Raw genomic sequence first — 12,407 nt, 5'->3', positions numbered from 1 at the left:
CGCTCAGGCGTTGGCGTCCAGGGTGGCGCGCGCTACCGCGGCCAGTCCGTCCAGGACGGGGTGATCCAGATACACCGGCACCGGGACGGCGCCAAAGGCCCCGCCCGCGTCCGCCAGCAGCCGCTCGATTTCCTGATGGACTTCGGGCCAGCCGCCGCCCGCCGCGTAGATCTGGGGGGTCTGGCCGTAGCGCTGGCGGCCGGCCAGCCATTGGCGCACGACGGCGCCGGCCTGGGCCGCCGCGATGCCCGAGGCGATGGCCTCGTGCGTATCCGTGGGGTAGGGCACGACCTGGCCGTGGGCGATGGGCAGGTTGGCGGTGCCATGGGCCAGCGCATGGCGCATCATGGCGGGACCGGGCAGTATCAGTCCGCCGGCAAAGACGTTGTCGGGGCCGACGGTGTCTATGGTGGTGGCGGTGCCGAAGCTGGCCAGGACGAAGGGCGGATGAGCGCCGGGCAGGCGCGACAGCACGCCCAGCAGCGAGGCCCAGCGGTCGGCGCCCAGTTGCGTGGGGGTGCGGTAACTGTTGACCAGGCCGAGCGTCGTGGCCTGCGACAGCGACCAGGTCACCGCGCAGCCGTGCTTTTGCAGGATGGCCGCGATGGCCGTTCCGCGGGCTTCGCCGGCCACGTTCACGCCCAGCGCGCGCAAGGGCGGGCGGGGCAGCGCGGTCAGCCAGCCGTCCAGCGCGTCCAGGTCCAGACCGTCGAAGGCGACCGCCGCCGGCTCGCGCGGCATGTCCGGGTTGCTGGCGTCCAGCCAACCCACTTTGAGACGGCTGTTGCCGGAGTCGATGAGAATAATCATGCTTGGCGTCGAATCGAAATTTCACCGATGGAGATCGGTGTGGCGCCCTCGGGCGTTTGCACCAGCAGGCGGCCTTGCTCGTCCACGCCGCAGGCGGTGCCGCTAAGAAGGATAGCGCCCTTGTCCAGCACATTCACCTTGCGGCCCGCCAGCGCGTCCACCTGGTCAAAGCGCCGCTTGAACGCGCCAAAGCCTTCGCGCTCCAGCGTCTGGACGGCTTCGTGCCACGCGGTCGCGCTGGCGCAGACCAGATCCGCGGCGAGCGCGGCGTGGGCGCAATGGGCCTGCACCTGGGTCCAGTCGGACACCTCGCGGCCCAGCGCAAGCGACAGTTCGGCCGCGTCGGTCAGGTTCACGCCCATGCCGATCACCACCGTGTAGCCGGCTTCGCGCCCGCCGGGATTGCGGGTGGTCTCCACCAGCACGCCCGCCAGCTTGGCGTCATGCCACTGCACGTCGTTAGGCCACTTCATGCACAGCCCCGAAGCATCGGGGCCGGCCACCGCGCGCAGCGCCTCGCAGGCGGCGACGCCGGCCAACGGGGACAGCGCCGGCAATTGCGTGGCGGGCAGATGCACGTCGAACGCGCAGGAGAACATCAGCGTCGAGCCCGCGCGGTTCTGCCAGGGGCGGCCGGCGCGGCCGCGGCCGGTTTCCTGCAAATGCGTCCCGAGCAGCCACGGCTTGCCGGCGCCCGCGCCCGCGCGGGCCCGGGCAAGCAGGTCGGCGTTGGTCGAACCGGTGCTGCCGGTCCAGGCTATGTCTTGAAAGGCGGGCAGGCGCGTGCCCAGCGTCCGGGCTAGGGTTTCCGGCGCGGGCAGGTCGATGGGGCAGACGTGAGCGGGCATGGCGGCGATTGTAGGGCACGCGCGGTCCGCGCTCGCGGTGGCGGGGGCCCTGCGTATATGATTGGCGATACATTTTGCATCGGTATCCTGACTTCATGCCGCATTCCGCTACATTCGCGACCACCGCCGCGCCTTTTCGCTACGAAGGCGGCGTGTGCCATGTGGGCGGCGACTGGAGCGTCCTGGCGCTGGCCGAAGCGGGCGAAGTCGAACGCCGGCGGGCGGCGCTGGCGCGCGCGTCCAAGGACGGCGCCCGCTGGGACCTGCACGGCATCAACCGGCTGGACACCATCGGCGCGCTGCTCATCTGGCAGGCCTGGGGCGAACGGCTGCCCGAACGCGTGCGCTGGGCGGCCGGGCAGCAGGACGTATTCAACGCGCTGGCCATGAACAAGGGCGAGGCCCAGGGGGCGGCGCCCAAGGCCGAATCCTGGGGATGGGTGCGCGCGCTGGGCGCGACCATCTTCCGCGGCGCCGAAAATGGCCGCGCCCTGCTCATCATGCTCGGCCAGCTGATCCTGGACCTGGGCGCGATGCTGCGCCGGCCCCGGCTGGGACCGTGGCGCGAGATCTCCGCGCAGGTGTACCGCACCGGCGCGCAGGCGCTGGGCATCACGGCGCTGGTGGGCTTTCTGATCGGCGTGGTGCTGTCCTACCTGTCCGCGCAGCAGCTCCAGATGATCGGCGCCGACCGCTTCATCGTGCGCCTGCTGGGCGTGTCGATCGTGCGCGAGCTGGGGCCGGTGCTGGCGGCCATCCTGGTGGCCGGCCGGTCGGGCTCGGCCATCACGGCGCAGATCGGCGTCATGCGCGTCACGCAGGAACTGGACGCCATGCTGGTCATGGGCATTTCGCACGGGCAGCGGCTGATCCTGCCGCGCGTGGTGGCGCTTGCCCTGACCATGCCGCTGCTGGCGCTGTGGACCAGCGCGATGGCGCTCCTGGGCGGCATGCTGGCCGCGCAGGCGCAGCTTGGCGTGTCGGCGCAGTGGTTCCTGCAATCGCTGCCCGACGCCATTTCGCTGACCAATTACTGGATCGGCCTGTTCAAGGGGGTGACGTTCGGCATCCTGATCGCGCTGGTCGCCTGCCATTTCGGCCTGCGCATCCAGCCCAACACCGAAAGCCTGGGGCGCGGCACCACGACCTCGGTCGTAACGTCCATCACCGGCGTGATCCTGCTGGACGCGGTGTACGCCGTCATTTTCAGCACGGTGGGCATCTGATGAACAGCGCCACCCAGCACCGGCTGTTCACCGAAGACGGCGTCACCGTCGAGCCCGTCATCACCGTGCGCGGCCTGCGCACCGCCTTTGGCGACCACGTCGTGCACGAGAACCTGGACCTGACCGTCTTTCCCGGCGAGATCCTGGTGCTGGTGGGCGGCTCGGGCACGGGCAAGACCGTGCTGCTGCGGCAGATCATCGGGCTGGACGTGCCGGCGGCGGGCACGGTGAAGGTGCTGGGGCACGCGCTGTCGGAGCTGACGCCGGGCCAGCGGCGCCGCCTCTCGTACCGCTGGGGCATGCTGTTTCAGGCCGGCGCGCTGTTCTCCGCGCTGTCGGTGTTCGACAATGTGGCGCTGCCCTTGCGCGAGCTGCGCTCGGTGCCCGAGGACCTGGTGCGCGACGTCGTCATGTGCCGCCTGGCCATGGTGGGCCTGTCGTCGCGCGACGCGGACAAGCGCCCTTCGGACCTGTCCGGCGGCATGGTCAAGCGCGTGGCGCTGGCGCGCGCGCTGTCGCTGGACCCGGAACTCCTGTTCCTGGACGAGCCCACGGCCGGCCTGGACCCCTTGCGGTCCGACGAGTTCGTGGATCTGGTGCGCAGCCTGCACCGGCAGTTGGGGTTTACCGTCGTCATGGTGACGCACGACCTGGACACGCTTCTGGCGTTGGCCACGCGCGTCGCCGTGCTGGCGGACAAGCGGGTGATCGTTTGCGACACGGTGCCTGAAGTCCTGAAGGTCGATCACCCGTTCATTCACACATTCTTCCTGGGCGAACGCGGTCTGCGCGCCCTGGGGGACCTGGCGCCGAAGGGAATGCATCATGGAAAACCGTAGTCATGCGCTCATGGCGGGCATCTTCACGCTGGTCCTCTTGGCCGCCGCGGCATTGGTGGCCATCTGGATCGGCCGCGACCGGACCCACCTCCAGACCTACGAGATCGTCTCCGCCACCGCCGTCTCCGGCCTGAATCCGCAATCGTCGGTGCGCTACCAGGGCGTGCCCGTCGGCCGCGTGCAGTCGCTCGCGCTCAACCCCGACAAGCCGGGCCAGGTCCGCATCCGCATCGGCGTGGCGCCGAACACCCCCATCACCGAATCGACCTGGGCCGAGCTCGGGGTGCAAGGCGTGACCGGCATGGCCAATGTCGAGCTGCGCGACGACGGCACGTCGCTCAAGCGCCTGGCGTCCTCGGCCGAGCATCCCGCCGCCATCCCGCTGCGCCCCGGGTTCCTGGACCGCATCGAGCAGCGCGGCGGCAAGCTGATCTCCAACGTCGAAGAAGCCACCGAGCAGCTGCGGCGCGTCCTGAGCGAACAGAACGTGCAGGCGCTGACCGCCAGCCTGCAGAACGCGACCGACATTACGCAGTCCTTGAAAGAGGCCAGCCGCGATCTGGCGCCCACCTTGAGCAAGCTGGGCCCTCTGCTGGAGTCGCTGGGCAATACCTCGCGCCAGGCGGATCGCGCCGCGCGCGAGGTGGCCGACCTGGCCCAGCAGGCCCGCCAGTCGCTGGCGCGGCTCAATGCGCCCGACGGCCCCCTGGCCGGCGCCACGCGCAGCCTCAACGATATCGCCCTGGCCGCCGCGCGGCTGGATGGCGAAACCCTGCCGGCGATCACCGGCATGGCCGCAAGCGTCAGCGCGGCCGCGCGCGGCGCGGCCGTTACCCTGCGCCGTGTGGACAGCACGCCGCAATCATTCTTGTTCGGTCCCGCGCCCGTTGCGCCGGGACCCGGCGAACCCGGCTTTGCCGGCTTCGGGAGGCAGCCCAAATGAAGATGCGTAGCGCCATTCTGATCCTGACCCTGGCCCTGGCGGGCTGCGGCATCGGCCGAGTTGGCGAGCCGCCCAAGGTATTCGACCTGGGGCTGGACGCGCGGCCCGTGCCCGCCTTGCCGGCGCGCGAGGCGGTCGCGCTGACGTTCCAGGCGGTGCCCGCCTTGTCCGATACCAGCATGATCTGGCGGGTGGGCGACAGCGCCGCGCCCAAGTCGTACGCGACCTACCGTTGGGCCTCGTCGCCGTCGGAGCTGGTGCGCCAGCGCATTACCGACCGCCTGTCGCGCCAGGGGCCCGTCCTGAACGACCGCGTCAGCCTGCAGACGCCCCAGTTGCAGGTGTCGCTGACGCAGTTCGAGCAGGTGTTCGCCGAGGACGGCCAGTCCAGCCAGGGCCTCATCGTGCTGCAGGCGGTGCTGCTCAATGGCCGCGCCGTGGTGGACCAGAAGCGCATCATGGTGCAGGCGCCCGCGCCCACCCAGGATGCCGCAGGCGGCGTGGCCGCGCTGCGCCAGGCCAGCGACGAGGCCGCCGACCAGCTGGCGCAATGGCTGGCCGCCGTGACTTCCCCGGTGTCAGACACCCGTGGCGCCGTGACTTCCCCGGTGTCTGACACCCGTGGGAGACGATCTTCTCCCTGAGCAGGCTTTTCTAGGGTGTCAGACACCTGCAGCATCTGCCGCCAGACATCTGCCCGGCAACACGGGCGGTTAACATCGTTCCTTTTTCCGCACGCTGAGTCACGCCATGTCCGCACGCACTGAAACCCACGCATTCGTCGGCGCCGCCGGCCGCATCGATTGCGCCATCGACTGGCCTGGCGGCACGCCGCGGGGCTGGGCGCTGGTGCTGCATCCGCACCCGCTGCAAGGCGGCGCGCGCGAGAACAAGGTGGTCACGACGCTGTCGCGCGCCTGCGTGCAGCACGGCCTGGTGGCGGTGCGTCCGAATTTCCGCGGAGTCGGCCAGTCCGAAGGGGCGTTCGACAAGTCCGTGGGCGAGACCCAGGACATGCTGGCCGTGGTGGCGCAGATGCGCGAGCTGCATCCTGAGCTGGCCCAGGCGCCCTGGGTGCTGTCGGGCTTTTCCTTCGGCACCGCCGTCGCCGCGCAGACCTACGCCGCGCTGGCGGAACAGGGCGACCCGGTGCTGCCCGCGGCCCTGATGCTGATGGGGCCGGCCGTGAACCGCTTCCAGTCGCACGAAGTGCAGGTGCCCGACGACACGCTGATGGTGCACGGCGAAGAAGACGAAGTCGTGCCGCTGTCCGAGGCCATGGACTGGGCGCGGCCGCGCTCCATTCCGGTGGTCGTGGTGCCGGGCGCATCGCATTTCTTCCACGGAAAGCTGCTGGTGCTGCGCCAACTGGTGCAGGCGCGCCTGAAGGTGGCGCTGGACTGAACCGCTGCCGCGGGGCAGGCCCCAGGTTGCATCAGGTTGCATGTTTGTATGAACGGGGAACCCTGCCCGGGGCAGAGGGGTCCTATCGACTGCCTATAATTGTCAGCCACTTGCCCCGCGCCGGCGGGCGTCATTCCTGGACCCACGTTGCCGATGAAGAATTTGCCTTACTCCGCTCAATCCCCTGTTGTCTTTACCCGCCGCCTGTTGTCCGGCGCGGTGCTGTCGGCGATGCTCGCGGCCTCGATGCCGGTCTGGGCGCAACAGGCCCCCGCCGCCGCGCCCGCCGCGACCGGCGCCGCGGCGCCGGCTCCCACGGCCACGGGCGCGGTGCCTGTCGGCGATGTGTCGGCCGTGCCGGCGCCCACCATCGCGGCCAAGGCGTGGATCGTGGTCGACGTGAACAGCGGCCAGACGCTGGCTGCGTCCAACCCCGACTCGAAGGTCGAGCCGGCCTCGCTGACCAAGATCATGACGGCCTACGTCGTGTTCAACGCGCTGGAAGAAAAGCGCCTGACGCTGGAGCAGACCGTGCCCGTGTCCGAGCACGCCTGGCGCACCGGCGGTTCGCGCATGTTCATCGAACCGCGCAAGCCGGTTACGGTGGACGAGCTGAACCAGGGCATGATCGTGCAGTCGGGCAACGACGCATCGGTGGCGCTGGCCGAAGCCGTGGGCGGCAGCGAAGCGGCCTTTGCCTCGCTGATGAACCAGGAAGCCGGACGCCTGGGCATGAAGAACACGCACTTCATGAACGCGACCGGCCTGCCGGATCCGCAGCACATGACGTCCACGCGCGACCTGGCCACCTTGTCGTCGCACCTGATCACGGATCATCCGGACTTCTTCCACTACTACAAGCAGAAGAGCTACACCTACAACAAGATCACCCAGCCCAATCGCAACCGCCTGCTTTGGGCCGATCCCTCCGTGGACGGCATGAAGACGGGCCACACCGACTCGGCCGGCTATTGCCTGGTGTCGACCGCGGTGCGCGGCGACCGCCGCATCCTGGTGGTCGTGGTGGGCACGGACAGCGAAGCCACGCGCGCCGAAGAAAGCCTGAAGCTGCTGAACTGGAGCTTCCAGAACTTCGACACCGTGAAGCTGTTCGACAAGAGCCAGCCCGGCATCGACGCTCGCGTATGGGAAGGCACGGCCGAGAACGTCAAGCTGGGCCCGCCCAACCCGGTGTCGATCGCGGTGCCGCGCGGCAAGGCCGGCGAGCTCAAGCCGGTGGCGCAACGCACCGATCCGCTGATCGCCCCGCTGGCCAAGGGCCAGCAGGTCGGCACGCTGCAGTTCACGCTGGACGGCAAGGTGCTGCGCACCGAACCGCTGGTGGTGCAGGACGCCGTGGAGCGCGCCGGCTTCTTCGGCCGCATGGTCGACACCGTCAAGCGCTGGTTCCAGTAAACGGACGCGCCACGGGCGCGGCCGCGGGTGTAAGCTAGCAGCGGGCGTTTCGTGCGCGAAACGCCCGTTTTGCATTCATGGGGGCGGGCCCTGCGGCCCGTCCCTGTCCTTTTTATATTCAGGAGTGCCTCATGATTCCGGGCGTGCCGGGCGAAAGCCAGGTGTATCTCAACGGTGAGTTCCTGCGTGTGGACGAGGCCAAGGTCTCCGTCCTCGATCGCGGCTTTATTTTCGGCGACGGCATCTACGAAGTCGTCCCCGTCTACCAGGGCAATGCCTTCCGCATGGCCGAACACCTCAACCGCCTGGACCGCAGCCTGGCGGCCCTGCGGATCGCGCAGCCGTTCGACCGCGCCGCCTGGATCGACCTGATCCAGCAGTTGCTGGCGCGCTCCAACCTGGACACCTGCATCGTCTACCTGCAGGTGACGCGCGGCGTGGCCAAGCGCGACCACCAGTTCCCGTCCACGCCGGTGGCGCCGACGGTATTCGGCATGGTCTCGCCGTGGTCGCCGCCGCCCGCCGCGCAGCGCACCCAGGGCCTGACCGCGATCAGCATTCCCGACGAGCGCTGGCTGCACTGCGAGATCAAGTCGGTATCGCTGCTGGGCAACGTCCTGGCCAAGCAGCAGGCGGTGGACGCGAACGCCGATGAGGTCGTGCAGTTCCGCGACGGCTGCCTGACCGAAGGCTCGTCCACCAACATCTGGGTGGTCTCCGGGGGCAAGCTGCTGGCGCCGCCCAAGAACAACCTGATCCTGGAAGGCATCCGCTATGGCCTGCTGGGCGAACTGGCCGCCGAGGCCGGCATCCCCTTCGAGGCCCGCCCCATCTCGCAGCAAGAGGTGGAAGAGGCCGACGAACTGATGCTGTCGTCCGCGACCAAGGAAGTGCTGGCCATCGTCTCCCTGGATGGAAAGCCCGTCGGATCCGGCAAGCCCGGCCCTGTTTTTGAGCAATTGCGTGCGGGTTATGATGCCCGCATCGCCGCGCTGTAACCCTGGTGCCCGGGCGGCCGCCACGGCCGCCCGCTGCCGCCGGCAGGCACTTGCCAGCGCGCCGCTTGCCCCCATATAACAACATTCAGGGGCAACACTTTTTAGGCACATCATGCATATTCCGCCCGAAGATTCTTTGATCGAGTATCCCAGCGACTTTCCCATCAAGGTCATGGGCAAGCAGCACCCCGAGTTTGCGCAGACGCTGACCGAAGTCGTGCTGCAGTTCGACCCGGGGTTCGACGCCGCGACGGTAGAGATGCGGCCCAGCAAGGGCGGCAACTACATGGGCCTGACCTTCACCGTGCGGGCCACGTCCCGCGAGCAGCTCGACGCGCTCTACCAGGCGCTGCACGGCCATCCGATGGTGTCCATCGTCCTGTAAGGCAAGACGGCTGTGATCAAGTGGCTCGCGCGGCCGGCGGATTACCTGTCGGTCTGGCAGGACATGCAGGCATACACCGACCTGCGCGGCGCCGATACGCCCGATGAAATCTGGCTGTGCGAACACGCGCCGGTCTATACGCTAGGCCAGGCCGGCCTGCCGCAGCATGTGCTCAACGCCGGCGACATTCCCATCGTTCATTGCGACCGCGGCGGCCAGGTGACCTACCACGGGCCCGGCCAGGTCATGGCGTATGCGCTGTTCGACCTGCGCCGCGCCGACATGTACGTGAAGGAATACGTCTCCTTGCTCGAGGCGGCCGTCATCGACACGCTGGAGCAGCTGGGCGTGGGCGGCGCCTGCCGCAAGCCCGGCGCGCCCGGCGTCTACGTGCCCGACCCCGCTGGCGGCGAACTGGCCAAGATCGCCGCGCTCGGCATCAAGATCCGCAATGGAAGGGCCTACCATGGCGTGTCGCTGAACGTGGCGATGGATCTGGCGCCCTTCCTGGGCATCAATCCCTGCGGCTACGAAGGGCTGCGCACCGTCGACATGGCGGCCTGTGGCGTGAGGCGCACGCCCACCGAAGCGGGCGATGCGCTGGCGCTCAACCTGGCGCACGCCTGGCGCCGCCGAAGGAGCACGACTTGAAGACCTACACCGCGGCCGATGTCGCCGCCACCACGCCCGAGCAGCTGGCCCGCCTGCGCGAATCGGGGCCGGCCGAAGACTACGCCGCCTGGATACGGGCGGCGGCCGAACTGGGGCTGGTCGAGGCGCAGACCATCTACGGGCAGATGCTGCTGGACGGCGTGGGCGTCGAACGCCAGCCCGAGGAAGGGCTGGCGTGGTTCAAGCGCGCCGCGAACGCCGACCACCTGATGGCGATCAACATGGTGGGGCGCTGCTACGAGAACGGCTGGGGCGTGCCGGCGGACGATACCGTCGCGGCCTACTGGTTCCGGCTGGCCGCCGACGGCGGGCTGGACTGGGGCATGTACAACTACGCCCATATGCTGCGCAGCGGGCGGGGCGGCGTGACGCAGAACCTGGCCGCCGCGCTGGCCTTGTACCAGCAGGCCGCGCAGGCCGGCCACGTGAAGTCCATCGGCGTGGTGGGCCGGTTCCATGAGGCGGGCGACGTCATCGCGCAAGACATGGAGCGCGCGTTCGACTGCTACCTGCGCTGCGCCGAAGGCGGCGACTTTCGCGGCATGTTCCACCTGGGCCGCCTGCTGCTGTTGCGCGGCCAGAAAGAGGAAGCCGTCCAGTGGCTGGTCCGCGTGCCCGAGACGTCCACGCCGGCCTTCCTGAAGGAGGCCAACGCCATGTTGCAGGACTGCGGCTTTCCGGCGCTGTACGAGGAACATCCGCAGGAGCCGTGACGCCAGGCCTTCGGCCGCGTCCCTGCCTGCCATCCGCCGGCTCAGGTGCTGAGCCGGGCCTCGAACACCACGTCCATCGTGTCGTGCTGCCCCGCGCCGCGCTCGCCCTCCAGGCGGTCCAGCAGCAGCTGGCCGGCGCGCCTGCCCAGCGCGGCGGCGTCCACGCCCAGGGTGGTCAGCCCTTGCACCCACTGCGCCGCGCTGCCGTCGTCCGTGAAGCCCAGCACGGCCAGGTCCTGCGGCACGTGCAGGTCGCGGTTGTGCGCTTCCGACACGGCGGCGGCGGCCAGCAGGTCCGAGGTGCAGAACACCGCGTCGAAGATCGTATTGGTGGCCAGCAGGCGCAGGAAGGCCATGCGGCCGTCGTTCATGTGCTGCACCTCGGGCTGCACGATGTCCGCGACCTGTTCCAGCCCCAGCGCGGCGGCGCTGCTGATAAAGCCTTCGCGCCGGGCGCGTTCCCAGGGGTTGTCGGCGCTGACGCAGGCCACCAGCGCGTGGCGCTTCTCCGCCAGGTGCCGGGCGGCCATGCGGCCGGCTTCGGCGTTGTCGATCACCACGGCGCTGTCCAACGCCTGCGCGGATGCGCTCCAGGTCTCCACCACCGGAATCTCCAGCGACGCCAGGGCGGCGCGCAGGGCGGGATCGTCCAGCGGGCCGATGACCAGGGCGGCCGCCGGGCGCAGTTCGCCCAGCAGGGGCAGCGCCTGGGCGTCCTGCCAGGGGGCGGCGGCCAGATAGTAGCCGGCGGGGGCGAGCAGCCCGGCGCAGGCCTGCACGGCCTGGGCGGCGGGTCCGGCGTCCAGCCGGGGGGCGATCAGGGCAACGGGGCGTAGGGTAGGCAGGGCGGGCATGGAAAAGTCTGCGGATGCGTCAGGCGTGACGATAACCCAGGCAGGCCGGTTCCCGGGCCGTCCCGGCCCGGGTCGGGGACGCGCTCGGGGCGGATCCGGGCGGCGGAGGGTAAAATGCCTTTTTTGTCCCAGACCCGGCCCTGTTGCGCGCCGGTCATGAAGGTGTCCAATGTCTACGCTCGCCGAGTCTCCTGTTCCCTCGAACGAATCCGCCGCCGCGCCCGCGGACGCGGCCTACGATCCGACGCAAAAGCAGAAATCGCAGGCCAAGACGGCGCGCATCCCGATCAAGATCATTCCGGCGGAACGCCTGAAGAAGCCGGAATGGATCCGCGTGAAGGCCGCGGCCCCGGGCTCGCGCTTCTACGACATCAAGCGCATCCTGCGGGAGCACAACCTGCACACGGTGTGCGAGGAAGCGTCCTGCCCGAACATCGGCGAATGCTTCGGCAAGGGCACGGCCACGTTCATGATCATGGGCGACAAATGCACCCGCCGCTGCCCGTTCTGTGATGTGGGTCACGGCCGCCCGGACCCCCTGGACACCAAAGAACCCGAAAACCTGGCGCGCACCATCGCTGCGATGAAGCTGTCCTACGTCGTGATCACCTCGGTGGACCGCGACGACCTGCGCGACGGCGGCGCCGGCCACTTCGTGGACTGCATCACCCATATCCGCGAACTCTCGCCCACCACCCGCATCGAGGTGCTGGTGCCCGACTTCCGCGGCCGCCTGGACCGCGCGCTCACCATCCTGAACGCGGGCCCCCCGGACGTGATGAACCACAACCTGGAAACCGTGCCGCGCCTGTACAAGCAGGCGCGCCCGGGTTCGGACTACCTGCACTCGCTCAAACTGCTGGCCGAGTTCAAGAAGCTGCATCCGGAAGTCCCCACCAAGTCCGGCCTGATGCTGGGCCTGGGCGAGACGGACGAGGAAATCCTGCAGGTGATGCGCGACATGCGCGATCACAACGTGGACATGCTGACGATCGGCCAGTATCTGCAGCCTTCCGAGCATCACCTGCCCGTGCTGCGCTATGTGCATCCGGACACGTTCGCCATGTTTGAGCGCGAGGCGTATGCCATGGGCTTTTCCCATGCGGCCGTGGGCGCAATGGTGCGGTCTTCGTACCATGCGGACGAACAGGCGCATGCGGCCGGCGTGAACTGAGTCCCGGGGTGGGGGGGGGCGGGGGGGCCCGCGCCACCCCCCGCCCACAACCGCGTGATTGGGGCCCCCGCCCGGCCCCGGGGCTGGGGGTTGGGGGCCCCGGGGGGGGGGGGGCGCCGGGGGCG

At 69.3% G+C, this 12,407-nt stretch carries 14 protein-coding genes; 11 read left to right on the top strand and 3 right to left on the bottom strand.

All coding sequences use genetic code 11. The features are described 5' to 3' along the window. Nucleotides 1–3: 3 nt before the first annotated feature. Both ACFWP0_RS01200 and ACFWP0_RS01195 read right to left on the bottom strand, forming a co-directional pair. Entirely contained in the window at nucleotides 4–810 is an 807-nt protein-coding gene (locus tag ACFWP0_RS01200; RefSeq protein WP_377839161.1) for a type III pantothenate kinase, read from the bottom strand. Further along, nucleotides 807–1,658 carry a biotin--[acetyl-CoA-carboxylase] ligase gene (locus tag ACFWP0_RS01195; protein ID WP_377839160.1) on the bottom strand — a complete coding sequence of 284 codons (852 nt, stop codon included), beginning with the start codon at nucleotides 1,656–1,658 and terminating at the stop codon, nucleotides 807–809. The genes ACFWP0_RS01200 and ACFWP0_RS01195 overlap by 4 nt, the downstream gene beginning before the upstream one ends. A 95-nt stretch (nucleotides 1,659–1,753) precedes the next feature. Between ACFWP0_RS01195 and ACFWP0_RS01190 the strand changes: the two genes are divergently transcribed. The 10 genes from ACFWP0_RS01190 to ACFWP0_RS01145 all read left to right on the top strand — a co-directional run bounded on the left by ACFWP0_RS01190 (nucleotide 1,754) and on the right by ACFWP0_RS01145 (nucleotide 10,254). After that, complete coding sequence (locus ACFWP0_RS01190; RefSeq protein WP_377839159.1) at nucleotides 1,754–2,884, top strand: MlaE family ABC transporter permease; 1,131 nt, start codon at nucleotides 1,754–1,756, stop codon at nucleotides 2,882–2,884. Continuing rightward, nucleotides 2,884–3,723, top strand: coding sequence for an ABC transporter ATP-binding protein (locus ACFWP0_RS01185; protein ID WP_377839157.1), 840 nt, complete (start codon nucleotides 2,884–2,886; stop codon nucleotides 3,721–3,723). Before ACFWP0_RS01190 ends, ACFWP0_RS01185 begins: the two co-directional genes overlap by 1 nt. Continuing rightward, nucleotides 3,710–4,666, top strand: coding sequence for an MlaD family protein (locus tag ACFWP0_RS01180; RefSeq protein WP_377839156.1), 957 nt, complete (start codon nucleotides 3,710–3,712; stop codon nucleotides 4,664–4,666). The genes ACFWP0_RS01185 and ACFWP0_RS01180 overlap by 14 nt, the downstream gene beginning before the upstream one ends. After that, nucleotides 4,663–5,310, top strand: coding sequence for an ABC-type transport auxiliary lipoprotein family protein (locus ACFWP0_RS01175; protein ID WP_377839155.1), 648 nt, complete (start codon nucleotides 4,663–4,665; stop codon nucleotides 5,308–5,310). Before ACFWP0_RS01180 ends, ACFWP0_RS01175 begins: the two co-directional genes overlap by 4 nt. A 106-nt stretch (nucleotides 5,311–5,416) precedes the next feature. Next, the gene (locus ACFWP0_RS01170; RefSeq protein ID WP_377839153.1) at nucleotides 5,417–6,070 is read left to right on the top strand and encodes an alpha/beta hydrolase; all 654 of its coding nucleotides are present in this window, start codon (nucleotides 5,417–5,419) and stop codon (nucleotides 6,068–6,070) included. A gap of 153 nt (nucleotides 6,071–6,223) precedes the next feature. Beyond that, nucleotides 6,224–7,486 carry a D-alanyl-D-alanine carboxypeptidase family protein gene (locus ACFWP0_RS01165; protein WP_377839152.1) on the top strand — a complete coding sequence of 421 codons (1,263 nt, stop codon included), beginning with the start codon at nucleotides 6,224–6,226 and terminating at the stop codon, nucleotides 7,484–7,486. Nucleotides 7,487–7,617: 131 nt separating this feature from the next. Continuing rightward, nucleotides 7,618–8,484: a D-amino acid aminotransferase gene (locus ACFWP0_RS01160; RefSeq protein ID WP_377839151.1), complete on the top strand. Its 867-nt coding sequence runs from the start codon at nucleotides 7,618–7,620 to the stop codon at nucleotides 8,482–8,484. Between the two features lie 112 nt (nucleotides 8,485–8,596). Then, nucleotides 8,597–8,869: a YbeD family protein gene (locus ACFWP0_RS01155; RefSeq protein WP_377839149.1), complete on the top strand. Its 273-nt coding sequence runs from the start codon at nucleotides 8,597–8,599 to the stop codon at nucleotides 8,867–8,869. Nucleotides 8,870–8,881: 12 nt separating this feature from the next. After that, nucleotides 8,882–9,520 carry a lipoyl(octanoyl) transferase LipB gene (gene lipB, locus ACFWP0_RS01150; RefSeq protein WP_377839148.1) on the top strand — a complete coding sequence of 213 codons (639 nt, stop codon included), beginning with the start codon at nucleotides 8,882–8,884 and terminating at the stop codon, nucleotides 9,518–9,520. Beyond that, the gene (locus ACFWP0_RS01145; protein WP_377839147.1) at nucleotides 9,517–10,254 is read left to right on the top strand and encodes a tetratricopeptide repeat protein; all 738 of its coding nucleotides are present in this window, start codon (nucleotides 9,517–9,519) and stop codon (nucleotides 10,252–10,254) included. The genes lipB and ACFWP0_RS01145 overlap by 4 nt, the downstream gene beginning before the upstream one ends. Before the next feature lie 41 nt (nucleotides 10,255–10,295). Here ACFWP0_RS01145 and ACFWP0_RS01140 read toward each other — a convergent pair whose 3' ends face one another. Further along, nucleotides 10,296–11,108, bottom strand: coding sequence for a substrate-binding domain-containing protein (locus ACFWP0_RS01140; protein ID WP_377839145.1), 813 nt, complete (start codon nucleotides 11,106–11,108; stop codon nucleotides 10,296–10,298). A gap of 169 nt (nucleotides 11,109–11,277) precedes the next feature. Between ACFWP0_RS01140 and lipA the strand changes: the two genes are divergently transcribed. Beyond that, on the top strand, nucleotides 11,278–12,282 hold the full coding sequence (lipA, locus tag ACFWP0_RS01135) for a lipoyl synthase (protein ID WP_377839144.1): 1,005 nt from the start codon (nucleotides 11,278–11,280) through the stop codon (nucleotides 12,280–12,282). The last annotated feature ends 125 nt before the right edge of the window (nucleotides 12,283–12,407 follow it).

Origin of the sequence: Achromobacter sp. NPDC058515 (genome assembly GCF_042721735.1) — a bacterium.
GTDB lineage: Bacteria > Pseudomonadota > Gammaproteobacteria > Burkholderiales > Burkholderiaceae_B > Achromobacter.
The sequence above is the reverse complement of the archived record's forward strand: the minus strand, read 5'-3'. Positions and strand labels throughout refer to the sequence as shown.